Source organism: Rhizobium sp. WYJ-E13, from assembly GCF_018987265.1.
GTDB lineage: Bacteria > Pseudomonadota > Alphaproteobacteria > Rhizobiales > Rhizobiaceae > Rhizobium.
Genome location: NZ_CP076855.1, coordinates 156,758 through 182,153, shown reverse-complemented (window position 1 = coordinate 182,153; position 25,396 = coordinate 156,758). Strand labels below are relative to the sequence as shown.

Genomic DNA, 25,396 nt, shown 5'->3' with positions numbered 1-25,396 from the left:
GGGCACATAGTGTCGCAGCACGAGAATGGGCCGGATCCATTGATGCGCTTTTCGGGGTCGCCTGACCGTCTAGCCACGCGTCTGATGGTACCGTCGGTTGCTGCTAGATCGAGTAACGTGCCTGGAGAATCTCAGCCGCGCGTTCTCCTATGACTACACACGGTGCCATCGTATTTCCGGTGGTGATGCGAGGCATGATTGACGCATCGGCTACGCGGAGGTTGTCAATTCCATACACGCGCAGCTGTCCATCCACGACAGACATATCATCGCGACCCATCTTCGCGGTGCAACTCTGGTGCGAGTGGCTGACCGTACCGTTGCGCATCAGGTTGTCTACCGCCTCAGCCGCCGAAGAACCTGGAAGAATTTCTCTCTGTCTGAACGGTGCAAGCGCCGGGTCGTTCCCGACATCTCTACAGAACTCGATGCACATTCGTAGGCGGCGCTTGTCCTCGTCGCTCGCCAGAAAATGCGTGTCGATATCAGGCGGCCGGAAGGGATCTTCTGCCTGAAGGCGCAGCCTACCTGGGCTCGCCGTTCGCAGGATCGCTGTGGTCAAAGACCAGCAATTCGGGGGGAGCGGCTGAGCCGCGGCTTGAGGACTTGCATACCCGGCGGTTACGACAAATGACTGGAAATCTGGCCTGTCCAGCTTTGGATCACTTTTCCAGATCGCTGTTGCGTCGGTAAGACTATCACTCCAGGCGAGGGCTTCAGGAGCTTGCCAGACGCAGGGCGCCATGAAATGGTCTTGGAAGTTCTCTCCGACGCCAGGAAGGTGCTGTTTTGCTACGATCCCGATGGCTTTAAGATGATCCGTATTCCCGACGCCAGAAAGCATAAGGATCTTCGGTGTGTTGATCGCACCAAGCGAAAGGATAATTTCGCAATTGGCTTCCACTCGATGCAGGTCACCGTTCAGCAGGAACTCCACCGCAGTGGCTTTCCTCCCGTCTATGACAACCTTGGTCATCAAGGCCCCTGTGACTAAGGTAAGATTGGCTTGATCACGGATCGGATAAAGATAGCTGCGGAATATCGATTGCCGCTTGCCATTGCGAATAATGGTATTCGTCGGTGCTATGCCACCTTCCTTTTCCATCATAATTCCATTGGCATCGTCGTACTGGGTCAAGCCTGCCGAGACAAATGCCTCGGTTGCAGCTTGTGCCAGCGGTGCTGGAGCTTTGGAAGAACCCAGATAGACGGGGCCTGATGTACCACGGCGAGATGCATCAGCCGCCCCGTGCCAATCTTCGATCCGTTTATAAAGACGAAGGATTGCCTGATAACTCCAAGAGGGGTCGTCGGCTTCTGATGCGAAATGATCCCAGTCTTGCTTGTGTCCACGCGACCACACCATCACATTGATGCTGGAACCACCGCCAAGGACCTTGCCCATAGCCATGGGGATCGTGCGCCCGTGGAGCGCGGGATTGGCCAAAGCCTTGTAGCCCCATTCATGGGTCCCGCCTCTAAGCTTGGGCCATGCTGCCGGGTTCATGATATCGTCGACATTGTCGCCGCCGCCTGCCTCCAGGACTAGAACGCTTGCATTGCCGTTCTCAGCCAGCCTTCCTGCGAGCGCCGATCCAGAAGACCCTGAGCCGCAAACGATAAAATCGTACCGAGGCTCTAGCTTAAGCTCCTGGTCTCCGGCCTTGAACGTAGCGGTCGTTTCAGTCATGTTTGACACCTCTAATCGAAGTTACTGTATGTGGACTCTGAGCTTACAAAGTTGACCCGCCCACTTGCGGGTCTGATACCGTCGAGGCACAGAGGCGGTCATCTTCGGCTCGTTCGCTACCCCACGCGGAATGTTCCATAGTCGCCACGGCACATTTCCGGCCCATGACATTTCCGCCAAATTGGGTTAATCCTGTCATTGGCGCGTTATCCATGACGGGCGATCGTTTGTCTTTCCAACCGGCAACGGAGGACTGCCAGCGGAACAAAGCTCTCCTGTTGATATGAGGTGAGTATCGCCGGCGTAAAGCCCGCGACCGTTCCTTTAAATTCAATGATCCATTGCCAACTATGACCATTTTCGAGCCACCGGCAGATCCTTAGGGTGCGTCCTTGAGTGGATTTCGGCCGGAGCAATGTTCCAGAGATTTCCGATGATGGGCGGCTCGGCTTTGCTGCTTGTCTAAAGGCAGCGGTGGCTGCCCATCATCGATGGTAGATGACGTCAAGCCGGTGATGGACCAAGTCTGCCGTCCAGTTGCCAACATTGCGGCTGCCCTTTCGACGGCGCAATGCTTAATCAGAATGTGTTCGACGCTCGGATGCCTATGCCTCAGGTATTCGACATGCCCGTGCCAGACGCTCCGTCTGCATTGGGCGGGGAGATCCGGCAGGAGCACCCAATGACGATGAGCCCTTTACAAATCAATCGCCTGCCCCCTGGCAAGCTGGAGTCCTAATGAAGAAAGAAGTGATTGAGTATGCGGGAGAGCCCGTCGGCATCGTCGTGCCAAACGACAACCGTTTGAGGTTCATTGCGGTGAAGTTCCACGTGCACGATCTGGACAATCAACATTTCGGTTCGTGCGATGAGGTCAGGTCGGCAATCCACAGGCTTATGCTCTTCGGACCAGGCGCGCAGACTTCGAGCTTCGCTATCGAAACTAGCCCCGACGGCCCGCCCGTCGATTAAGGAGGGAGGATTGAGTTTTTGAAAATGGCGCCGATCAGACGTTATGTACCCCTCCGGCGACCTCGCTCGGGTGAAGAATGCTGGAGTCAGGAGAGCGCTGGATAGCCTCATCAAATCCGTTTCTTCAGAAGTGGGCGATCCAGATGGGTTTGCATCCCCGCCACAGTAGAGCGTAGTGGATGGTTTTCTTCTCATGGTCCTGATGGCGCGCTCAGGACTCTTCCTTAGATGAAACGATCAAACCTTGAAAATGGGTTTGAACTTACGGCTACTAACGACGGACAGTCGAGACTGAATCTGTTGTTCATACTACTTGCAAGCGAACTTAGAATCGCGCTTCCCGTTATTGACCGGAGGGTTGCATGACATCGGAAATTTGCATCATGAATCGGCTAGCCGTCGTGCTTGCCGCAGATTCAGCCACGACTGCTACCGGTGTCTACGATGGGAGGCGGGAAGAACGCCACTTCACCGGCGATAACAAGATTTTCCAGTTGTCGAACCACCATCCAGTCGGTCTCGTGATTTTCGACTCCGGTGATATCCATAATGTACCATGGGAGGTGATCATCAAGTCGTTCAGGGCGGAACTCGGAAACACGGCGTGCGGGCAGCTTGACGAATACGCAGAGAAATTTTCGAATTACATAGCGTCGCATCAGGACGAACTGTTCCCACGAACTGTGCAAGACAGCCGAATTTACGACGTCGCCATGAATCTGTTCGAATAATGGATCGACGGCGCAATCCTTGACGATTAAGATGAAGCCGAACGCGTTGAACTTTTCGAGCAACGGCTCGCAGCTAAGCTTGAGGACGCGAGCCTGGACCGATGGCGATCCATAACGAAGCGGATTGCATCCCCAGCAAACGTGACCGGTGAGAGTCCCTGGATCCCTCTTGGTAACGGGCTTATCACGGTCGCCACATCCGCGGCTATCAGATCGAACGGTCGGACGAATCGTTTCGATGGAGTTCGATATCTTCGAAATACGCAAGAGGCGGACCGGGTCGCTGACGCGGTCCGCCTTTTGGTCGTCACGTTCCCGCAAGTGCAGGCGCACTTCCGCGACGACTAATACCAGCCGGGCGCGGTGCTGCTTGCGAAAAAGTCCTCGATTTCAGATCGGAACTTTGATGGTTCTTCAGAAAACACGAAATGCCCGGAATGTTGGAATTCGACCAGCTTGCCGTGTTGTACGCCGTTTGCGATCGCCCGGCCCGCTCGTGGCGGGCAGACCCAGTCATAAGCGCCTACGAGCACGAGCACAGGCGGAGCTATTTCCGAAAGCCGCTCCATGAGGTCGTAGGTCGGCGCAAGCTTGGTCATGAAATGACGCATCATATCCACGTTCTGTGTCGTGGGACGCATCAAACGCGCGGTCAATTCGGGATGGTCCGGTCCGGCATAGTAGGGTCCAACTTTGTCGAAGAACGTCGCTACGGTATCCATAGTGATCTCTCCGGAGAAGACTTTTGCGGCCGCCGCTAGTGCATCAGGAGAGGCCCTGTCGGCGAGAGAGGGAGCAGGTTCGCCGCTTTCATCCCGGACCGGCGCGACCGTGGGCGACGTCCCCGACAAAATCAGCCCACCAATAAGTCCAGGGTTCCGCAATGCAAGCAACATCGCAACGAAACCGCCAGCGGAATGGCCGAACAGGTATGGCTTCCGCACGCCGAGGTACCTGATCAGTTCAGCCACGTCGTCCGCCATGGCCTCCAAAGTCGAAGTTGCAAGAGGGGGGCGACCGGATCTGCCCTGTCCCCGTAGGTCGACGTAGACTATCTGAGCTATGTCGCTTAGGCGACTTAGACCATCACGAAGATAGCCGTGGTCGAAGCCTAACCCCCCATGAAGGACGAAAATCGTCGGATGCTCATAAAGCCTGCCGTCGATTTCACGGAGCCCGCCGCCTTCTATGTCGAAGAAAATCTCAGTCCCGTTGATGGATGCGTACACTTTTCGTCTTCCTTATCTGCCACTAAGGGTGTTCTCACGCCGCGACCACGCCTGCGCTTCGATTACTTTTGAAATGCGCGAGGTCGCTTACCGCTCGAGTGACTGGCATCGGGATGCCACGAAGGTCTGCGAGCTCAAGAACAGCATCGCAAATCGAAGCGAGTTCAAGCTCGTTCCCGCGTTCCAGATCCTGCAACATCGATGTTTTCACATCGCCAAGCCTTCGGCCGCTCTCAATGATCTGTGCTGGTTCGACCTCAACGCGGGATTCATAGGCTGCTATTAACGGCAACGCCTCGTCTAGCATCTGCCGACTAATGGCGACGAGGTGGGCATCTCCAAAGTTCTGACGCAGTGTCGCGCCGGTAATGGCTGTCACCGGGTTTGAGATGAGATTGCGGACGACTTTTGTCCAGACTGCGTCGCGGATACGCGCCGTCTTGCTCACGTTGAAACCAGCACCCTCGAGAATGGAGCCAAGCTGATCGACTCTTTCCGATAATATGTCGTTGTTCTCGCCCAACGTCATCTGGAGTGGGTTGAACGTGAGCGCCACACCGGGTTCTTTGCGCTCGGCCGTGACCATCGTCGTTGTGCCGATGATATTGTGGGAGGGTATGCAGGCTTTGAGCACCCCGGCCGGGTCGACGCTCCTGATCTGCATGCCCTCCCAACTGCCCGCCAATCTTTCAAAATACCACCAGGGCATGCCGTTGATCACTCGCACGACCGCGGTTGCAGGCGTTACAAGATGAGCGACGCTTGCTGCAAGTGCAGGAAGATCCTGCGACTTCGAGCACAGGAACAAGAATTCGGCAGCATCGCCATCCTCGGCCGACGTCGTTTTGATCGCGACGTGATGGAGTCCTTCCATATCGATAAGGCGGATTCCATCTCGCCGTATGGTGTCCAGACTGCTGCCCCGGGCAATCAAATGGACATCTTGTCGGGATAGCCCAAGACGGGCTGCAAGCGTCAGTCCAATGGCGCCGGCCCCTGCGACAACCAGCTTTCTCCTAGCATGATCGCCTTCGATAGTTCTGATCATTGATATCCCACATGCTTTTGCGTGGGAATTTTTCGCTCCGCCTATTTCGGTGTCATTGCGCGGAGAGGCATCATCATCACAAACGCAATAAGACGATTGGTCCATGTAACATTGGGAGGTGCTCTCGCATCAGGTGTTCCCGGACGTCGATTGGAGCGGACGGACGCCGTTCTGACTAGCGAGAGAAGAAATCGGAATCATTGAACGCCTTCCGGCAAGGAGCAAGGTGCCGCTAAAATCGACGGCTCTTGAACTTTGGAAACCAGCCAAGCGCTATGTTTTGTGCCGTCGGTTGGAAGGAAGTATCCATCCGGCGTAGGCCGCGGGTTTATGATCTCGGCTCGTCTGCCATGATGCGTTCGACCCTTTCGGGATCACATTGCTCATCGACGAGGAATTGCCGGACACCGCCCTCGCAGGTGCGGATATCGGCGAAGAATTCCTTTAAGCTCTCGATGCCCCGGTCGGTGAAGATCGTGATGCCCTCTTCGCTGCCGTCATGGGCATGGATCATCTCGCCGTAATCGATGTTGTCTGAGTTGCTGGCGATCTCCTGGAGGAGTTCGAGGTTCTCGCCGATCAGCGAAGCACATAAACGATCGTGTAGACATCCGTCGGGCGCGCCATCAAGCTGCTCTCTGCCGGGCGCTGCCCACGGCGGACCAGTTCCAAGGCAACAGTTCCGGCAGCCGTGATACGGGCAGGTTGGGCATGCGGGCGAGGATATCGGCTAGCCAAGCCTGCGGATCGATATCACTCATTTTGGCTGTGACGATCAGGGAATACATGAAGGCAGCGCGCTCTCCGCCGCGCTGGGAACCGGCGAATAGCCAGGCCTTTCTTCCCAGAGCGATTCCGCGCAGGGCGCGCTCTGCCGCATTGTTCGAGATGCAAAGCTTGCCGTCATCGAGGAACCGGATGAAGGCTTCCCAGCGGCCCTCTTTCTCGAACATGTAGTTGATCGCTTGGCGACGGGATTGTGCTTCGACATCTGAGCGCGCTGGGCCATGAGCCAGTCGTGCAGTTCTTCGACGAGCGGACGAGCATGCAACTGCCTCGCTGCCAGTCGCTCCTCGGCGGACGTCCCGTTTATACCGCGCTCAATGTCGAAGAGTGCGTCGATGCGGGCGACAGCCTCAAGCGCGACCGGCGATATCTCGTGAGCAGGTTTGCCCTTGCGCACGTTGCCGGCGATGTCAGCGAGTTCGAAGAACTTGCGCCGCGCATGGCTCCAGCAGAGCGCGCTGAGCACCGGCGCGGGGCTGCGGTCGGTACGATAGAGATCGTTGTAGCCGCCATAGACATCGGCTTGCAGTGTGCCATGCCATCCGGCGAGATGTCGATTTGGATGGGTCTTCTCGCGATCGGGAGAGAAGTGGAAGAGTGCTGCGGGAGGCGCGACACCTGCGAAGGGGCGGTCGTCGCGAACGTAGGTCCATAACCTTGCCTGCTTTGTTGCGCCCCTGGCCAGGAATGGAACGGTGGTGTCGTCGCCATGCAGCCGTTCGGCGGCCAGCACATGAGCACGGATTCAGGTCATGGGATCGGTTGCAACGCCGTCGCGCAGGCCCCGATCTGATCGGCCAGCGTGGAAAGACTGAGGTCGACACCTTCCCGGGCACAGCGCTCGGCTTGGCGGTTCAACGGCTGATGCTGGCCGAACTTCTCGAACAGGATCGTCGCCAGCAGGTTCGGTCCTGCCCATCCGAGCGGTGTGGCATGGAAGGGAGCCGGCGGCTGGCTAATCCTCTCGCAGTCCCGGCAGGTGAACTCACATGGGCCCATTAACGTAAAGCGGTTTCAAATAGGCATGTTTAGTGCTCCCTTCGTTTCAGTATCCAGGCTTGAGCTCAATATCTGACTGGTCGCTTCCACCAGCCCAAACTCACATACGGTCGCCGCTCTTCGCATCGGCAGCACCAAAATCCCGCTTTCGTTGGCGGAGGCTCGGTAGGACAAAACCATTCTTCTCGTCGGCGAATAATGCCAAATTCAGCCTTCGGTTTGTCCTGTCTGGATCTGCCAGCACCAATGCGGGAGATTGGTATGTTTTTCGTCGGTCAAGCCACCTTCAGCTTTGCTCCTTCGATTACAATTCCATGAACAGCATATTTCCAAAGTGCGTCATCCACGGCCGAAAGCTACCATGCCGCGTGCCGAACGCCCAACAAAAACAGTATAATGAAAGCGATCAGCCTGCCTTCGAAGGCCGCTGCGCCCAGCGCGGGTTGCGCCAGTCGATCCCTTCCAGGAGATAGCCGAGCTGTGCTGCCGAAACCGCGGCGGCCGATCCGCTCTGGCTGACCGGCCAGACGAACTTCCCAGCTTCCAGCCGCTTCAGGTAAAGCGACATGTCGATCCCGTCATGCCACAGGACCTTAATCAGATCACCTTTGCGCCCCCGGAAGCAGAAGACCTCACAGCCATGAGGATCGCGACCAAGGCCTTGTTGCACCTTCAGCGCCAGGCTGTTCATGCCACAACGCATGTCCGTCACGCCGCCTGCAATCCATACCTTCACCCCAGCTGGAAAGGCGATCATGACGCATCCAGAACCGGTAGAAGACGGGCGAGGATGGTGGGATCAAGCGAGGACGGGATCGTCAGGCGACGACCATCCGGCAGGCCGATCTCAATCATCTTGTCGCCCTCCGACCGGAGCGGAGCGGTCATCTCGGGGAACGCCGCCGGCGGCGGCGAAATCGAAAGCGGCACGAAGCTCGTCGATGCAGAAACGCTCAAAAGACCGCTTCGATATTGACGACGCCAAGTCGTCAACAATGATCGAGACACTCCATAGCGCCGGCCAAGATCGTCGGCGGACAAGAGTTCAATCGGGGAAATCACCGTAGCGCATGACATAAGGCATGGACTTAAAGCCAATCAGCAAATCACGGCAGATGGCCTTTGCCGGAGAGATACATAATATTTCCGCATCTGCAACGGCAAACTCCTCATGAGCGCAGCGCATAGAGAAAAGGCCTATCATCCGCTCGAACTGGCGTCTTTGAGCCGATTTCTGCGTTCCAGGTTGCCGCTCCAGGCGGAGATTGACAGCCGATCTGGCGGACGTGCAACGTTTTTGATCAGCCTAAGCGCTGACATTTGCACTTGTAGACATTGATCTGACGGTTACCGGCACACCCTTGTAAGATGGCGTACCAGATTGCGGATCAAAGTCAGACAGTGCAATGACCCGGTTCATCTCGGGATAATATCCGGCAACCGAGCCTACTGGAATATTGTACTCGATGGCGATGAAGCCTTCGATAATCTTCTGCTCGTCGACATCATTCTCGGCGATCGAAGTGATCACGACCCTGTCGCCATGCGATATGCCGCGTGACCCCATGTCACTCTTGTTCATCATCAGCACGTCCCGGCGGCCAAACACACCTCGATAACGGTCATCCAGGTTATAGATCGTGGTGTTGTACTGGCCGTGGCTACGCAATGTCGTCAGCACAAGGGCTCCTGCGACATTCATGCGCGGGTCAGCATAATTGCGCGCGACAATGAAGTTAGCCTTCCCTGAAGGCGTGCTCCATTCGCGCCGTGACGCTGGGATATCCAGGCGAAATCCGCCTGGCTTGCGCACGCGTATATTGAAGTCGTGAAAATCGGGGAAAACAACTTCGATCTTCTCACGGATCCGGTCATAATCGGCTACGAGCCCATCCCAATCGATGTCGTAACGGTCCCCCAACGTTGCTTTGGCCATGCCAGCAATGATGGCAGGCTCCGACTTCAGCTCCTTGCTGGGTGGTTCAAGAAAGCCTTTGGAGGCATGTATCATGGACATAGAATCCTCGACGGTGACGGATTGAACCCCCGCCTCCTGAACATCCCGATCCGTGCGGCCGAGAACCGGCAACAGGATCGTCGTCCTTGCGGTAAGAAGGTGAGAGCGGTTAGGCTTGGTAGCAAGATGCACGGCAAGGTCCAGCTTGCGCATCGCGGGGAATGTCACATCAGGATCAGACATTGCGACTGCCAGGTTACCCCCAAGGCAAATTAAAGCCTTGGATTTGCCAAGGCGAATCGCTTCGATCGCCTCTACCGCATTATGTCCCTTTTCCGAAGGGGGCCGGAAGCCAAAAGCAGCCTCCATGCCGTCGAGCAACGCCGCGTTAGGAATTTCCGTGATCCCGACCGTGCGATCGCCCTGCACGTTCGAATGACCTCGAAGCGGGCACAATCCAGCGCCCTGCTTGCCGATGTTGCCCCGGAGCATCAACAGATTGGCGAGCTGTTGGACGATCTCCGTTCCTGTCGCATGTTGCGTTATGCCCATCCCGTAACAGATGATCACCCGTTCTGCGCGCAAATAGGCATCAACCGCGGACTCGAACTCATTGGGTGCAAGGCCGGACTTTTGATAAATGAAGGACCAGTCCGTCTCGGCAGCGTCGGCGCGCAGCGCGTCTATGCCCAGCGTGTGCTCGATGATGAAATCTTGGTCCAGCACGCTGCTGCGCCCCTCGCTGACAGCCTGCTCGTCTCGTTCAAAGATTAGCTTCATTAGGCCCTTGAGGAGTGCGACGTCGCCACCCGGTTTGACCTGATGGTAGGCAGCCGCGATTGGAGTAGCTGAATTGGTCAACATCTCAATCGGATTCTGCGGGGCCGTGAAGCGTTCGAGTGCGCGCTCCCGCAACGGGTTGAACACAAGAATCGGTACGCCGCGACGCGACGCATCGTGCAGCGTGGTCATCATGCGCGGGTGATTGGTTCCGGGGTTGTGTCCGATCGAAATGATCAAATCGCAATGATTGAAATCGACAAGTTCGACCGTTCCCTTGCCGACCCCGATCGATTTCGGAAGGCCGACGGATGTTGCTTCATGGCACATGTTGGAGCAGTCGGGGAAATTGTTGGTCCCATATGCGCGGACGAAAAGCTGGTAAAGGAAAGCAGCTTCGTTGGACGCTCGTCCTGACGTATAGAATTCCGCGAAGTTTGGATCTGCAAGTGCGCGCAACTCGGAAGCGATCTTCGAAAACGCATCGTCCCAGGCAATTGCGATGAAACGATCGCTGTCATGATCGTAAATCATCGGGTGAGTCAGACGCCCTGCGTCCTCAAGCTGATGATCACTCCAGGTCCAGAGCTGGGAGACAGGATAGTGGGCAAAAAAGTCAGGCCCGGCGCGCTTCTTTGTCGATTCCCAGGTTATCGCTTTCGCGCCGTTCTCACAAAATTCGAATGCTGACGTATGGTCCGGGTCCGGCCACGCACATCCTGGGCAATCAAACCCGTCCGGCTGATTGGCCTTCAACAGAGTAGCGGCGCCTTTGAAGACGACCTGCTGCTCCTTTAGTGTTCGTGCGACCGCGCGCAATGCACCCCAACCACCCGCAGAAGCCTCATACGGTTCAATACCCGGGGGTGTATCGCTGCTCATCCCAATGTCCTCGTTTGGTCGTGATCGCTTAATGCCAGACGTGCCCGAGTGACGCAGATCTCGTCATGACAAGCGCACGCCATTAATTCGGGCAATACCTGCAGGTGATTGCTCAGTGATAGGCGAGGATACCCGATAATGCATGACCAATTGGCGTCGTCCAGTCAACTGCCAGTTCGGAGACGATCTGATCGTGCGTTGTGATGATTGCTCCTGCCTTTTCCATACGGCGAAGCGCAAGATCGTCACCAAATTTGGTGTAGGAAGCCGACGCGTCTGCGGCAACCTGCACCTCGTAGCCTTCATCAAGCATCTGCAGGACCGGGAAAAGAACACAGATCTCCGTGGTGATGCCTGCCACGTACAGCTTGTTGCGACCGGTCGCTCGCACCGCACGATTGAAAGCTTCATAATGCATGGCGTTTACGACGCCGGGCCGCTTGATACGTGCATCGAATGCCTCCGGCAGTATCTCCCGCAGTTCCGGCAAAAGAGGACCTTGTGCGTGATCTTCCATGCTTGACGTGAAGACTGTTGGTAGTCCTGCAGCCTTTGCGATTCGAGCAAGTTTGATTGCCGCAGCCTTGACGAGATTGATGTCATGAGAATGTGTCCACGACATCGTCCCAAGTTGATGATCGATCAGCAACAAGGCGGAATTCTCCGGGGTGAACGCTTTGTTATGCATCTTGGCTCCATAAAATGATCAACTCGGGTTGTGCTCCCGTTCCCACAGGTTTCCCTAAAAGCTTCCAAGCGTTAATCGACAAAACGGGAAAGGCACCATTACTTTTTGCGGAACAACGATTGGTTCGGAGTTCGCGCTGGCGGTCAATCAAAGGCAGAGGGCAAGCGCAAGCGCTGTTGGCAAAGGTTTAAACTGAACAAGCACAGGATTGAATGGTATGAACTTCGAATTTCATCCTGGTAGTTTGAGGGGCCACGAAGGCTAAACCGTCGGACCACCCAAACAGGCTCATGGAGAATGTGGTCCCGTCCGGAACATCTTTCGTTTCAGGGCAGGCCATGGCTCCCTGGTGATGCGCCTTTTGCTATTAATCTGCGCAAGAGCGCGATGAAATCACACGCGTATTTAGCCATCAAGGGCGACAGGACCTTGTTCGAGAAACGGCCATCGACGATGTCGGAAACGCTACAGGCTTGTGGCGCACGAAGGGCAGCCTGTCGGTTTGAATTGTATTGAGATGGCAGAAGGGAGAACCGCTGCGCGAGAGGTGTCTGGGCTTCGGACTACGGTGAACGGATACGCGATGCAGAGCTTGGGTTGCCATAGTCATGGGCAGCCGGTCCGCTTCGGCGCCTGATGGAAAGGGGACACAGTCATGATCGACATGAACGATTTCCGTTATTTCGTTACCATCGTCGACAACGGCGGCTTTACAGCGGCAGGCCGTATCATGGACTTGCCGACGTCGACCCTGAGCGTCAGGATCAAGCAGCTTGAGCAACAGCTGGGAGTGACATTGCTTCGTCGGTCGTCCAGGCAGATCTCTTTGACAGAGGCTGGATTGGAATTCTACCGCCACGCCGTTGAGACCGTCGAAAGCGCCAATGTTGCAGAGATAGCGATGAAATCTCGCCTAACCGATCCGGCGGGAGTGGTGCGTTACACGACTGCCACTGCGATCGCCCAGCATGCTATGCCGGCAATGATAAACTCCTTCCTTGTCAACCATCCGAAGATCAGCCTTGTCCAACACGCAGTCAACCATTTCGTCGACATCATCGCGGAGAATTATGACGTTGCGATTCGAGCGCATGGCGGTGATTTACCGAATTCACGGCTTGTCCAACGGCCGCTTGCCAAGGTCACCTGGGGCTTGTTTGCAGCACCATCCTATCTTATCGAAAAAGGAGAACCTATAAAGCCGGCCGATCTTTCCCGGCATCAGAGCCTGTTCTTCCGCCGAGAAAAAGGTGGTCTGGGTTGGAGATTGCGGCACTTACCCTCAGGCAGGGAACAGGATGTTGAGTTGTCCCCTCGTCTCGCCGGGGCATGCATGGACACGATCCGGATAGCCGCTGAAGACGGGCTCGGAATTGCCGCGCTTCCGTTTTACGTGTGCAAGCAACAAGTTGAGTGCGGAAAACTGAAAAACGTCCTGCCAGGCTGGATCGCGGCGGAGACAACCATCACCGCTCTTATGTCGACAGGGCGGGGAATGGGGGCAGCCGTGAGGGCCTTTGTTGATCATCTGGCTGGGTCATTTCCGAGCGCGGTCAAGTAGCGGATAAATCCGCGATCTCGTAGCGGCTTGATCGGTCTGGTCTGTGGGGGCAAGACGTAGAAGCAGCCGGGTCTACGTAGACGAGGTCGAGCGGGTGGTCGCCCATGCAGGCAAATGGCGCGGGCTGTCGCACAGTTCGCCCGTGAGCATCGAAGGCTGTCCCATTGCCCCGTAAAAAATCAGCCGCGACTAGATCATGCGGGGACGGAGACGATCGCAAGGATTATCGCGCTGCTTACACACCGCGATAATCCAGTGTTGTCCGCAACGACCGAAGCAAACGCAAGGACGACGACCCTTCCTAAGCCGTCGTCGAGTGCATCAGCTTGAGTGGCTATTAGCGGATTACTGAGCGGCGGCGACCCGGGCAGATGGATAATCGATATACCCCTTCTCGCCGCCCCCATAAAAAGTCGAGCGGTCGGCTGTGTTCATGGGCTGTCCGCTTCTCACTCGCTCAACGAAATCGGGGTTGCAAAGCACCAGTTGTCCGAACGACTCGAGATCCGCGTTCCCCTTGGCAACATCGGCGCCGATGTCTTCTACTGCCCGACCGGGTCGGTTGACTATCAGGGACTGATGCCAGAGTTTGCGAAGATCGCCGAGAAGTGCTTCATCACCCAGCTGCATCACATGAAGGTATGCGAGCTTGGCCCTGTCGAGCTCGCCGACGAGGTAGCGATAAAGGTCCGGTCCCTCCGGTCCCTCCTGAAGACCTCCAAGCGTCGCGTGAGGCGAGATGCGGATGCCCGTACGATTTGCGCCGATCGCATCTGCAACCGCACGGGCTGTCTCAATGGCAAAGCGTGCGCGGTTTTCGACGCTGCCGCCATACTCGTCGGTGCGTTGATTGGCGTTCGGGGCGATGAACTGCTGGACAAGATATCCGTTCGCCCCATGTATTTCGACACCATCAGCGCCAGCCTCAACCGCGCGCTTTGCTGCGTTGGCGAAGTCGGCAATCGTCTGCCGGATATCCTGCGCCGTCATTGCCCGCGGCTCCGGAACCGTCTGAAGTCCTGTAAGGGTGAAGATTTTTTCGTTCGGAGCGATTGCTGAGGGAGCGAGCGCCTGTCGATGGTGCGGGGTGTTGTCCGGATGAGAAAGCCGCCCGACATGCATGAGCTGTACGAAGATTCGTGAGCCTTTCTCATGAACTGCGTCCGTAATCTTCTTCCATCCCGCCACGTGGGCGTCGGTGTACACCCCAGGCGTCAGCGCATATCCTTGGCCGTCATCAGACGGTTGGGTTCCTTCACTGACTATCAGCCCCACGGCGGCACGTTGAGAATAGTATTCGGCCGCCAATGGGCCAGGCACCCCGTTCGGCAGAGCCCGACTGCGCGTCATCGGCGCCATGACGAGGCGATTTGCGAGCTCGATTTCACCCAATCTAGCTGGCGTCCAAATGGAAGACATAACTTTTGCTCCTTTTACAGGATTACGCACAATATCGCAGGCGCGCCCCTGCCACTATAACTCTGGCCGAAATCAATTTCCGTTCGAAAACTGATTGTTGTGCTCAATGTAGATGTCGTTTCGTTGATTAAGTAGATATACAATTGCAGCACACCGATGCATTAACGGGACAATTAAGAACCATGACGAACGACCTCAATGACATGGCGCTATTTGTGGCGGTTGTGAAAGCCAACAGTTTTCGCGGCGCAGGCGCCAAGCTCGGTATCCCGAGCTCAACTTTATCCAGGCGGATCGATGCACTTGAAAAATCGATCGGGTTGCGCTTGCTCCACCGCACCACACGACAGGTCAATCTTACGGAAGCGGGCCGGAGGTATTTTGAACGCAGCAAATCGATCGTGGAGGAAGCGCAACTGGTTCACGAGGAATTCGGTGATCTGGCGAGCCAAATGACGGGCGTGTTGAAAATGTCGCTTTCCGCAGAATTTGGAATCACGTATCTTGCGCCGTTACTGCAAAATTTCCTGAAACAACATCCTGGCCTGTCCCTCGAGCTTGATTTGACGCCTCGCAACGTGGACCTCATCAACGAGCCTTTTGATCTCGCGGTGCGAATGGGTGCGCCGGATGCGCCGGGCTTGATTACTCGTGTGATTGCTCGATACCTACCTCGCCTCTACGCTTCGCCGACATATCTTGAACATGTCGGAGAGCTTTCCCATCCTCGAGAACTGGGTTCGCATCAGTGTCTGGCGATGGCAACGACGCCCCGCTGGATTCTCAACAAGGCTGGTAAGACAGAAATCGTAAAGCCCGCGAGCCGGTATCGCATGAACAGCATAGCGATGATCCGGCGGTTAGCTGTCCTTGGAGAGGGGCTCGCTTTTGTCCCTGAACGGATCGTTGCCGAGGAACTCATGGCTGGCACATTGATGCCTGTTTTGCCCGATTGGATCGGCGAGCCTGGACTGGTTTATGTTGTCACAGCGACGCGGTTACTTCCAGCAAAGACTCAGAAATTTATCGAGTTCTTGAGGGAGGGCCTCAGGGACTGCGAATAAATAACTCCTGCCACATGCCTCCTTAGTATCCATTCGGGGTCAGTCTGTAAGACCTTCATGGCATGCCGACCGGGACGAACGTCTCTAATCCCCATGGAGATTGGGCCTCGTGGTTTTGTCAAGCAACAACGACATTGTTGCGGGTTGGGGAAGAAAGAATTTCCGATAAGCTTCGTTAAACATTATGCGCGGTGGAGATATGTTGTTCTTACACCGGCCAGTCTACCAATGTGACTCCTGGACGGATCGAGGCCGAACTGCCGACAAAGAGCGGATAAAGGAGCCAATATGACGAGAAGTACCCTCACAACTGTCATGCGCGTTCAAGTAGAAATTGCGCTCGCGTCCTTCCGACAAGATCCCGTGCGGCTGTCGCTGCTCGAAGAGAAAGCCGGGGCGCTGGGCCTCACTGGCGCAGAGATTGACGCAGCTAAGCGGGGCGCAAGCTTCAATGTTATCGCGGACGCCATGGTAAAATACGCTGTCGGGCTGGAAACCAGGGATTCGGACACTGCAAACGTCTCAGAGGAACGTCTGATATCGTTCGGGATGTCGCTTGCGGTTGCAGAACTTGCCATCATCGTCAACAACATGCACCTGACCGGCCTAGCCTAGATCATCGTCCTCGCCATCAGTTGAAATGCCTGTTGGAACGCAGCCTTGCTACCGCAAAGTCAATAAAACTGCGAACCTTTGCGGAGGCGTGGCGACCATCGGTATGGACGACATGAATAGGCAAAGGCTCTTCCTCATGATCAGACAATACCGTCTGCAACAGACCAGTCTCAAGTTGTGGTGCGATCTGATAGGATAAAACCCTTGTCAAGCCCCAACCATTCTCTGCTGCTGATATGGCGGCCTCATTGGTGCTTGTCGATAGACGCGGATTGACGGAAATTGATGATTTCTGTCCGGAGCCGAACCGCCATTCCAGAGATGTCCAAGCGCTTGTCGTGGCAACAATGCGATGCCGAGACAAGTCGGCGGGCGCGGTGGGAACCCCAAACTCCTCGAAATAGGCTGGCGCGCCACAGATCACTCTCTTGACCTGGCCAACGCGAATTGCCGTAAAACCTGAATCAGGCAGGTGGCCGATCCGAATGGCTACATCAACGCCTTCGTCGACTATGTTGACGACACGATCGACAAACAACCCGCGGGCCACGACCCCGGGATAGTTGTCCAGGTACTCGGTGATGATCGGAAGGATAAACGCTGTACCAAACATCACCGATGCGGTCACGGTCAGCGTACCGGTGGGTTTCGCATATGCACCGGCTGCGGCAGCTTCCGCCTCTGCCAACTCACCAAGAAGCCGTTGGCAGTCCGAAACATACCGCGCTCCAGCTTCCGTCAGCTTGACCGAGCGTGTTGTCCTCGTCAGTAGACGCGTCCCGATGGTCTCCTCCAGTGCAGAAACAATGCGCGTTACCGCCGGTGGACTCATATGCAGCTGGCGGCCTGCATCAGCGAAACTCTCGGCTTCTGCAACCTTGACGAAGACCTTCATAGCTTGCCAGCGATCCATGAGTTCAGTGTCCCTTCGAGCCTGTGCTCCTGCCGTATGCATCCTTTCCTTTGTCAACGGGTCGCTGCTCGATATCGTTCTTCGCCAAGCCGCGCTTGCCGCGCAAATGTGGTGCCATTCGCGCATGGCCGACTCGATAGCCGCTTGAGAGAGAAGTCCGGTGTCCAGGGCAGAAAATAACCGTGTCAGCAAGCTCAGCTACGACTTCCTCAAAATTCAACAACGATGCCTGCATCGATCTCGCTCCTGGAGTTGGGTGGGAGGACATTGTGTTTTAGATACGGTCGTTACGAAAGCGTCATTTCTGAAAGATGCTTTCATTAAAATGAACGATCGAGGATATCCATGGCCAATTACGGAGGCGCCCGCATATTATCAGTTTCAGAGGCAAGGTGCCCGTGTCTGCATCATCGAAATCGTGACATTTGAAACCACATAATGTGCTGCGGTGTGAATCCGGGGCTTTCTTCGACGCTCGCGAAGGCCAGGCGATACTCCTTGTTTTGTTTGGGCCGGGCTGTCCCCAGGCGGGGGATGGCGTTCATCCGCGCGCCCGGTGACGATTGCTCGATCAGTTTACGGAGAAGATGATGCTGCCATCGGCTGCTTGCTCCGCATCAACGATATCCTTTACGTCGACACCGCGAGACTTCAGCTTTTCCGCCAGTCGCTTGTTCGCCTTAATCGACGCGCGGATGTGCTTAACGCCCTCGTTGCTGCGAGCTGCCTCAGCGTCAATGCCAGTGGTATTGTCGAACTTCGAATTATCGTAGTCTTCGAGATAACGAACAGCGAATGGACGATTGTAGTTGGACAGTGTCTTTTCGATTTCGGGTGCGGTGTTCATGATCAAGCTGTCAGCGTGACCGGAGCCTGCAAGCGAAATCGTGGACACGGCGGCAAAAAATGCAAGAGTTACGAGACGAGACATGGTCAGTCCTTTTTATGGTGTAGATACGAAGCGCTGTCAGCGCCGACGATAGGGGATCTTATGCATCCGCTTTCGGGACGCGTTGGCAGCATAAAGGCATCGGCCAAAAACGAAATCATACGCTCGTAGGGTCAGCTAAACGTTTGGATTACTTGTTCCGGCCGACGAAATTCCCAGACGGATCCGACGCAAGTTCAACCACCTCTCACAGTGCGTCCTGCTCGCCTCGCCCTCTTAACAGCGCACCTGAAGCCTGCTTCGCCTGGGCGGGAACGTGGCACAGATGCTCAGAAGACAGTAATGAAACGCACAACAGAGTGGGGTGCCAACCATTTCGCTAGGTGCGCGAGCTTCTGCATCTCAGAGCTGGCCAATCGCGGAGCTTTCGATCACCCGGCTGACGCTTGCTACCGGCCACGGATGCATCAGCTCGCCGGTCTCACTTGCAGGGTTGGACCTCCAGCAAAATCTTGCCGATCATCTTGCCGCTTTCTTGTGCTTCATGCGCCTCAACGATACGGTCAAGAGGCAGTCTCAGTGCGATCGCGGGACGGTAAGCTCCTGAGGCTGCACAAGCTGAAATGTCGTTTGCCGCCAGCAGCAGGCTCGCCTGGGGCATCCTGTAAACGTAAACGAAACGGAAGGCAAAGCCGCCGAAAAGAGCGGGGATGAACGGGATCTGCAGCATTCCTGTTGGATCCTCGGAAGAGTATGCGACAGCGACGCCGTCGGGTGCCAAACTGCCCATCGCGACCTCAATGTTGGTGGTCAGGTTCACATCGACGATGCGGTCCACACCGCGCCCTGCCGTTGCTTCTTTGAGCCTTTGGGCCACATCTTCCTCGTGGCGGTTGATCACAAGATCCGCACCGGCCGCGCGGGCGACCTCGGCTTGCTCTGAGCGCGAAACCGTTGCAGCAACCCAAGCCCCAGCCCATTTTGCAAGGAGAATGGCCGCGTTTCCGACGGCACCGGCGCCCCCTTGTATGAGAACGCGCTTGCCGCGAATGTCTCCATCTGCAAACAAGCAACGATGCGCCGTCATTCCAGCTACGCCTATTGTCGCACCAGTCTCGAAACTGACGCTATCCGCGAGCGGAACGGCCTGCACCGACGGCACGACGACGTACTCGGCGGCGGAGCCAAACGGTCTTCCAAATTGCGCCATATAGACCCAGACCCGCTCCCCGAGGCGGTTGCTCGGAACGCCTGGTCCAACACGGTCGATAATGCCGGCCCCGTCCTGATGTGGAATGATTCGTTCAAAGGACATTGGAGCGCCTGCGAATCCCGTGCGTGTCTTCATGTCCGAAGGATTGAGGCCGGATACCACGACCTTTACACGAACCTCGCCGCATCGAGGTTCCGGATCAGCCATTGCTCCGACCTGAAGCACCTCTTGGGCAGCGCCTTGACGATCAAAAAATGCAGCTCTCATGGTGGGTCTCCTATGAAAATCGATCCGTCTTATCGCTGGCGTAGGCGCCCTCGCAAGTAAGCAAAATTTCTGCGCATAGGAAGAAAGATTATACTATTGGCGCGTTGACGTGATGACTTCGCGTCGCTGCCAATCCTTTAAGAGTGCAGACATCGTTGGAGAAACTAAATCAGATAGCACAAGGTCAGCGGCTTTCCAAAACGGTAAGGAACGATGGGACAAACACCTGGGATCGATGGGCTCCGTCATACCCGCGTATAACTGGCCGAGAGAATGGAAATGGACCACGATACCTTGTGTCAGATCCTCCCAACTGACGACGGCCTGAATGCTTTGTGTCCAGGCGTGGCGGATTTTGTCCGCGTATTGAGCCGTCTTGTCGCCGCGAGACGGCTCTCTTTTTGCGGTCGAGTGCGAAGCCGAGGCCAATGTCGATACCAAATTCGCTGCAGCGAGAAAGTGTGAGTGCAATGTCAGCTGTTGAAGGAATGCGCTGCTGGGCGAGTGGTAGCGGGACGTCCACGTTCAGCATGACGGGGTCCATCGACCGTGAAAGAAGCGCCTTCGATGATATTTTGTCATTTCGTTGCGCGAGGCTGGCTACTCGCGACGAGTGTCCGCGATATTTAGGTACGCTCGTTCAAAGCCATCATAAATTGAGTTTGGTTGGATGCCCCGCACGGCCAAATGCCCTCTTGGAGCACTGTTGCCTGGTTGGGTTGTCATCATTTTCAATGCAGCGCTGCCAGATGATCCTACCAAGCAAGTCAGCAACCGCCGAAGGCGACAAGGCTCGATACGCTGAACATCATTTTGAGCACTTCAATCATTCACAAGCGAAGACCAATGGCCAAATTGAATTACTGAACGGCAATTGAACCACGTTCTTAACACGACGAAGGAGTCCAAGATGACTGAGATTGAGCGCTACGAATACTTGTTTCTTGGCGGCGGTAAAGGGGGCAAGACACTCGCGATGGATCTTGGCCGCGCCGGAAAGCGGGTCGCAGTGGTTGAAAAGGGTTTGATCGGTGGCTCATGCATCAATATCGCCTGTATACCGAGCAAGACGCTCATCCAAGGTGCGCGCAATATCCAGGCGGCGAGGGCGATGTCTTCTTCCATGACCCCGGGGGTCATCGACATGGCTGCCGTACAGAAGCGGGTACGGCAGGTCGTCTCAGAGATGGTAGACATCAATATGCAGGGGTTCACCAGGGCTCACGTCGATCTGGTTCTCGGCAGGGGAAGCTTCGTTGCTCCACGCCGTATAGAGGTCGAGCTAAATGGCGGCGGCCGACGAATGCTGGAAGGGGACCGCGTCTTCATCAACACCGGTACAACAGCATCCGTACCTGACATACCCGGACTAAGGGCTGCCAATCCACTTACTCATGTCGAGGCACTACAAACGGATCAAATACCCGAAAAGCTGATTGTCATAGGAGGCGGGTATGTTGGCCTCGAAATGGCACAGGCCTTCCATCGATTGGGAAGCGCCGTCACTATTGTTCAGCAGATGCCTCATCTCGCCGACAAGGAGGATCGAGACGTTTCAGAGACAATAGAAATGGCCTTCAAAGAAGATGGGATCACAGTACTGACGAACGTGAAGGCACGGAAAATCGAGGGACTATCAGGCCAATCGGTCGCCGTTACCCTTGACAACGGCGATACGTTGAATGGCTCTCACATTCTGGTGGCAGCCGGCCGCATCCCTGTCACTGCTGGGCTGGGCCTGGACGTGGCAGGCGTTGAGCTGGACGAGCGTGGGATGATCAAAGTTGACGAACGTCTGGCAACAACTGCCGCGGACACGTTTGCAATTGGCGAAGTTGCCGGTACGCCAATGTTCACCCATGCCTCATACGATGACTATCGTGTGTTGAAGTCGCAACTGACGGGTGGATCTCAGACCACTCACGATCGCCTCGTGCCGTACGCTATGTTCATTGATCCCGAGCTCGGGCGGATCGGCCTGAATGAGACGGAGGCGGTTCAACTGGGGATAAAGGTGCGAGTGGTCAAAATGCCTATGCTTGCGGTGCCAAGGGCGCGAACCAACGGTACGACGCGCGGCTTCATGAAAATGTTGATCGATGCCAGTTCCGATAAGATCCTCGGGTTCACGATGCTGGGAGCCAGTGCGGGCGAGGTCACAACGGTGGTTCAAATGGCAATGCTAGCCGGATTGCCCTATACCGGTGTGCGCGACGCAATTATTGCTCATCCGCTCATCTCGGAGGGACTGAATACGCTTCTCCTGCAAGTGCCTCCTCCTGACAACGCCTGATTACAGACGCGGTGATCGGCACCTTCCCAACATGCATCTGGCACGTGCAGCACAACAATCAAGATGAGCGTCAATCACGATAAGACTGTGCAGCAGCATGGAACGCAGAGGAGGCACATAGCCGAACAACTTCTAATGCTGCTGCAGCGCCGATTCATCTGGCTATTCGGGTTCAGGCCGGTACTTCGTCTCATAGCCGATTATCAGATGAAGGTTTTCATGACTTACGAGGCGAGGCACCAGGTTGAGGTCGCTGCCACGAAGACGTCGCCAAGAGAGCTCGATGTGATATCCAAAGAACAAGCACGCGCCGAGAATGAACTCGAATTTGTGAACAACATCCAGTCCAAACCTGCCGTAGAGCGCTCGCCAAACCGAAATGTGCAGCTCGCAAGTACAGCTCCTCCGCGCAAAGCCAGGTAGCCGTGACAAGAGACGGCCCGATTACGATCTTTGCTCATGAGACGAGGAAACCCAACTTGGGCCAAGCAAAAGTCTACGGTGAGCATACTACCGTATAATTTCCCAGCCTCCTCAGAGTCGGCAAACTGCAAATCTAACGGCCTGTTGTACCCCAGGAGCAATCGTATGAGCTTATCTGACAAACCAATCGTAGGCATCACAGTCAATCAGCTGTCAGGTTTTCGGCTATTGACCGACCCACTTCTCAACAAGGGCACAGCGTTTACCGAAGAAGAGCGTGACCTGTTCGAACTGCACGGGCTGCTTCCTCCCTCAATCGGCACTCTCGACGAGCAGATTGCCAGACGGCTTGAAGTCCTTCGTTCTTTCGAGACTGATATCGAACGCTACGCCTTCCTCAGGGATCTTCAGGATACTAACGAGACGCTTTTCTACGCTCTTCTCATTCGCCACCTAGAGGAATTCTTGCCGATCGTCTACACGCCTACTGTCGGGCAAGGCTGCCAGCAATTCAGCCACCTCTACAAGAAACCACGCGGCTTGTTCCTTAGCCTGGCGAACAAGGGACGCATTGCGTCGATTCTCGCGAACGACCGATTTGATGGGGTTGAGGCGATCGTTGTTACCGACGGTGAGCGCATTCTCGGCCTTGGCGACCAGGGCGCAGGTGGGATGGGCATCCCCATCGGTAAACTCTCTCTGTATGTCGCCTGCGGTGGCCTTCATCCCGCCACCACGTTACCAATCGTCCTTGACCTCGGTACGGATAATCAGGAGCGTTTGGAGGACCCTCTCTACCTCGGCTGGAGACATGCGCGTGTTCGCGGTACCGAGTATGATGACTTTATCGAAGAGTTTGTTGCTGCAGTGTCTGAGCGCTGGCCCCACGTCCTTCTGCAATGGGAAGATTTTGCAAAAGGCAATGCCAACAGGCTGCTTGAGCGATATCGCGACCGTTTGTGCACGTTCAATGACGACATTCAAGGAACGGCGGCTGTCGCGACCGGCACGCTTCTGGCGGCTGTGGCTGTTACGAGAAGCCCGTTGATCAAGCAGAAGATCGTAGTCCTTGGGGCGGGGTCAGCGGGATGCGGGATTGCTGACCTCATTTGCCGTTCAATGATCGAGGCGGGCCTCCCCGAGGATCAGGCCCGCGGGCAATTCTATCTCGTCGACCGGAACGGCCTTCTTCTTCAAGGGATGAAAGATCTGGCCTCGTTCCAGATGCCGTTCGCCCAGCCCGCCAACGCGATCGAAAACTGGTCAAACGACAGAAATAACCCGATCGGTCTTCTCGAGGTAATCAAAAACGTCAAGCCAAACGTTCTTATTGGCGTATCGGGTCAATTCGGTGCATTCGACAAGGCTGTCGTGGAGGCTATGTCCGCAGCAAGCGAAAGGCCAATCATTTTTCCTCTGTCCAATCCAACCTCGCGAGCGGAGGCTACGCCGCAGGACATTGAAAAATGGAGCCAAGGTAAAGCGATCGTGGGTACCGGGAGCCCGTTCCCGGCAATTGTCCGGCAGGGCATAGCCCGCAAAGTGGATCAGACAAACAATTCCTATATTTTTCCGGGTGTCGGCCTCGGAACTATCGCAGTGAAGTCGCGCCGGGTCTCCGACGGCATGATGATGGCGGCCGCGAAAGCCCTGGCGTCAATGTCGCCTTCGGCGCTTGATCCGAAGGACAATCTTCTGCCGCCCGTCACGGCGTTGAGGGAGGCCTCCATTGCCGTAGCTCAAGCTGTTGCGCGGCAAGCGGTAGAGGAAGGCCTCGCACAGCATCTCGATGATGAGGCGATTAGGCGCAAGATCGACGAACTAATCTGGACCCCGGCCTACGTGACATACACGCGGGAAATCCAGGATCTGGTGGGCGGGGCGGGTCAGTGATCGTCACAATCCTAAACGGGCTGCTTCCTGTCGTATTCGCGATCGCGTTGGGGTTGCAGGCAGGGCGGGCGAAACTTCTCAGTCACGGAGACGCGGAGGTGCTTGCCACCTTCGTTATCCGCTGCGCTTTGCCCCTTGCGCTTTTTGAAGGAGCTGCCACGACGCCGATCGAGAAGGTCCTCGACTTCAGGCTTGCGGCCTGTCTAACGTTCGGCTTGATGGGAAGTTATCTGATCGCGCTCGCAGCGGGGCGTCTGATATTCAAGCACGATCTGCGAACCGCAACGATGCAAGCGCTCGTCTGCGGTTATCCCGATATGGCGTATTTTGGCGCTCCAATCCTTATTGCGGTGATCGGGCCAGCCGGATTCCTCCCCGTGCTGATCGGGAACCTCGTGACCAGTGTCATAATGATCCCGCTTACCCTTTTCCTGACGCACCTGCCGGATGGCGCGGAGCCTCAAAGCGACACGTCGTCTGCTGTTTCTGTGGTCGGTGGAGCGCTCGCAAGCGCCGCAACGAACCCCATTGTCTGGGTTCCTCTCCTCGGTGTTGTCCAGAGCGCACTTCGCGTTTCCATGCCGGGGCCGATCATTGCTGCAGTCCACATAGTTGGCTCAGCAGCAGGAGGAACATCGCTGTTTGCACTAGGACTGATGTTGTATGGCGAGAAGTTTCGATTCAATGCGAACGTGGTCACAAATATTGCTATCAAGAATTTCCTTCAGCCGCTCCTGATGGGCATAGGTGTCATTATGTTGAGCTTGACCCCGATGGCAGCGCGTGAAGCCGTTATCACGGGTGCAGTTCCGACTGCGACCGCTGCTGCAATGTTTGCCCTTAAAACAAGGACATACACCAAGGACGCCACCGCGACCATTTTGGTAGGCACAATTGTCGGCGTCTTCACCACTGCAGGATTGATCGCGGCCCTTGGGTTGTTAAAGTGATCGCGCGACCTGGCTCCGAAAGCCCTGCTCCAGGTGCGGGCGATACAATCCTTGACGAATCGCGAAGCCTTTACGCACCGGTTAAGGACCTGTCATGGATCTCATCAGTCACATGATCGAACTCGCCGGTTTAT

The 25,396-nt window shown here is 55.9% G+C and carries 21 protein-coding genes and 1 pseudogene; 8 read left to right on the top strand and 14 right to left on the bottom strand.

The window, feature by feature from the left end; genetic code table 11:
• Positions 1-103: 103 nt before the first annotated feature.
• Positions 104-1,690, bottom strand: a complete 1,587-nt coding sequence (locus tag KQ933_RS32230; protein ID WP_216761292.1) for a GMC family oxidoreductase — start codon at positions 1,688-1,690, stop codon at positions 104-106.
• Positions 1,691-2,428: 738 nt separating this feature from the next.
• Here KQ933_RS32230 and KQ933_RS32225 point away from each other — a divergent pair.
• Complete coding sequence (locus tag KQ933_RS32225; protein ID WP_216761291.1) at positions 2,429-2,662, top strand: hypothetical protein; 234 nt, start codon at positions 2,429-2,431, stop codon at positions 2,660-2,662.
• Positions 2,663-3,078: 416 nt separating this feature from the next.
• Here KQ933_RS32225 and KQ933_RS32220 read toward each other — a convergent pair whose 3' ends face one another.
• The 9 genes and pseudogenes from KQ933_RS32220 to KQ933_RS32180 form a co-directional block, all read right to left on the bottom strand.
• A complete protein-coding gene (locus tag KQ933_RS32220) occupies positions 3,079-3,714 on the bottom strand; it encodes a hypothetical protein (RefSeq protein ID WP_216761290.1) in 636 nt (211 codons plus the stop codon).
• Between the two features lie 23 nt (positions 3,715-3,737).
• Positions 3,738-4,622 carry an alpha/beta fold hydrolase gene (locus KQ933_RS32215; RefSeq protein ID WP_216761289.1) on the bottom strand — a complete coding sequence of 295 codons (885 nt, stop codon included), beginning with the start codon at positions 4,620-4,622 and terminating at the stop codon, positions 3,738-3,740.
• A 34-nt stretch (positions 4,623-4,656) separates the two neighbouring features.
• A complete protein-coding gene (locus tag KQ933_RS32210) occupies positions 4,657-5,670 on the bottom strand; it encodes a ketopantoate reductase family protein (protein ID WP_216761288.1) in 1,014 nt (337 codons plus the stop codon).
• A gap of 328 nt (positions 5,671-5,998) precedes the next feature.
• The gene (locus KQ933_RS32205) at positions 5,999-6,184 is read right to left on the bottom strand and encodes a hypothetical protein (protein ID WP_216761347.1); all 186 of its coding nucleotides are present in this window, start codon (positions 6,182-6,184) and stop codon (positions 5,999-6,001) included.
• Positions 6,185-6,296: 112 nt separating this feature from the next.
• Positions 6,297-7,443, bottom strand: a pseudogene (locus tag KQ933_RS32200) (IS66 family transposase); the annotation flags it as partial.
• A gap of 418 nt (positions 7,444-7,861) precedes the next feature.
• Positions 7,862-8,212, bottom strand: coding sequence for an IS66 family insertion sequence element accessory protein TnpB (gene tnpB / locus KQ933_RS32195; RefSeq protein WP_216761287.1), 351 nt, complete (start codon positions 8,210-8,212; stop codon positions 7,862-7,864).
• Positions 8,209-8,412, bottom strand: a complete 204-nt coding sequence (locus tag KQ933_RS33680; RefSeq protein WP_253958497.1) for a hypothetical protein — start codon at positions 8,410-8,412, stop codon at positions 8,209-8,211. The genes tnpB and KQ933_RS33680 overlap by 4 nt, the downstream gene beginning before the upstream one ends.
• A gap of 349 nt (positions 8,413-8,761) precedes the next feature.
• Complete coding sequence (locus tag KQ933_RS32185) at positions 8,762-11,074, bottom strand: FdhF/YdeP family oxidoreductase (protein ID WP_216761285.1); 2,313 nt, start codon at positions 11,072-11,074, stop codon at positions 8,762-8,764.
• 112 nt (positions 11,075-11,186) lie between these two features.
• Positions 11,187-11,762 (bottom strand): isochorismatase family protein, encoded by a 576-nt coding sequence (locus KQ933_RS32180; RefSeq protein WP_216761284.1) that lies wholly within the window; start codon positions 11,760-11,762, stop codon positions 11,187-11,189.
• 655 nt (positions 11,763-12,417) lie between these two features.
• On the opposite strand from KQ933_RS32180, the gene KQ933_RS32175 reads away from it, so the two are divergent.
• Positions 12,418-13,323: a LysR substrate-binding domain-containing protein gene (locus KQ933_RS32175; RefSeq protein ID WP_216761283.1), complete on the top strand. Its 906-nt coding sequence runs from the start codon at positions 12,418-12,420 to the stop codon at positions 13,321-13,323.
• Between the two features lie 345 nt (positions 13,324-13,668).
• On the opposite strand, the gene KQ933_RS32170 is transcribed toward KQ933_RS32175, so the two are convergent.
• Positions 13,669-14,742, bottom strand: a complete 1,074-nt coding sequence (locus KQ933_RS32170) for an alkene reductase (protein ID WP_216761282.1) — start codon at positions 14,740-14,742, stop codon at positions 13,669-13,671.
• Between the two features lie 182 nt (positions 14,743-14,924).
• Here KQ933_RS32170 and KQ933_RS32165 point away from each other — a divergent pair, with 182 nt between their 5' ends.
• Both KQ933_RS32165 and KQ933_RS32160 read left to right on the top strand, forming a co-directional pair.
• The gene (locus KQ933_RS32165) at positions 14,925-15,806 is read left to right on the top strand and encodes a LysR family transcriptional regulator (RefSeq protein ID WP_216761281.1); all 882 of its coding nucleotides are present in this window, start codon (positions 14,925-14,927) and stop codon (positions 15,804-15,806) included.
• Between the two features lie 288 nt (positions 15,807-16,094).
• Entirely contained in the window at positions 16,095-16,421 is a 327-nt protein-coding gene (locus KQ933_RS32160; RefSeq protein WP_216761280.1) for a hypothetical protein, read from the top strand.
• A gap of 16 nt (positions 16,422-16,437) precedes the next feature.
• On the opposite strand, the gene KQ933_RS32155 is transcribed toward KQ933_RS32160, so the two are convergent.
• From KQ933_RS32155 to KQ933_RS32145, 3 genes are all read right to left on the bottom strand, one after another.
• Positions 16,438-17,334, bottom strand: coding sequence for a LysR family transcriptional regulator (locus KQ933_RS32155; protein ID WP_216761279.1), 897 nt, complete (start codon positions 17,332-17,334; stop codon positions 16,438-16,440).
• A gap of 571 nt (positions 17,335-17,905) precedes the next feature.
• On the bottom strand, positions 17,906-18,265 hold the full coding sequence (locus KQ933_RS32150; protein ID WP_216761278.1) for a hypothetical protein: 360 nt from the start codon (positions 18,263-18,265) through the stop codon (positions 17,906-17,908).
• A gap of 439 nt (positions 18,266-18,704) precedes the next feature.
• Positions 18,705-19,703, bottom strand: a complete 999-nt coding sequence (locus tag KQ933_RS32145) for an NADPH:quinone reductase (protein WP_216761277.1) — start codon at positions 19,701-19,703, stop codon at positions 18,705-18,707.
• A 470-nt stretch (positions 19,704-20,173) separates the two neighbouring features.
• Here KQ933_RS32145 and KQ933_RS32140 point away from each other — a divergent pair, with 470 nt between their 5' ends.
• The 4 genes from KQ933_RS32140 (at position 20,174) to KQ933_RS32125 (ending at position 25,262) form a co-directional block, all read left to right on the top strand.
• Positions 20,174-20,581: a hypothetical protein gene (locus KQ933_RS32140; protein ID WP_216761276.1), complete on the top strand. Its 408-nt coding sequence runs from the start codon at positions 20,174-20,176 to the stop codon at positions 20,579-20,581.
• Positions 20,582-20,613: 32 nt separating this feature from the next.
• The gene (locus KQ933_RS32135; RefSeq protein WP_216761275.1) at positions 20,614-21,996 is read left to right on the top strand and encodes an FAD-dependent oxidoreductase; all 1,383 of its coding nucleotides are present in this window, start codon (positions 20,614-20,616) and stop codon (positions 21,994-21,996) included.
• 588 nt (positions 21,997-22,584) lie between these two features.
• Complete coding sequence (locus KQ933_RS32130; RefSeq protein WP_216761274.1) at positions 22,585-24,312, top strand: NAD-dependent malic enzyme; 1,728 nt, start codon at positions 22,585-22,587, stop codon at positions 24,310-24,312.
• Positions 24,309-25,262 carry an AEC family transporter gene (locus KQ933_RS32125; RefSeq protein ID WP_216761273.1) on the top strand — a complete coding sequence of 318 codons (954 nt, stop codon included), beginning with the start codon at positions 24,309-24,311 and terminating at the stop codon, positions 25,260-25,262. Before KQ933_RS32130 ends, KQ933_RS32125 begins: the two co-directional genes overlap by 4 nt.
• The last annotated feature ends 134 nt before the right edge of the window (positions 25,263-25,396 follow it).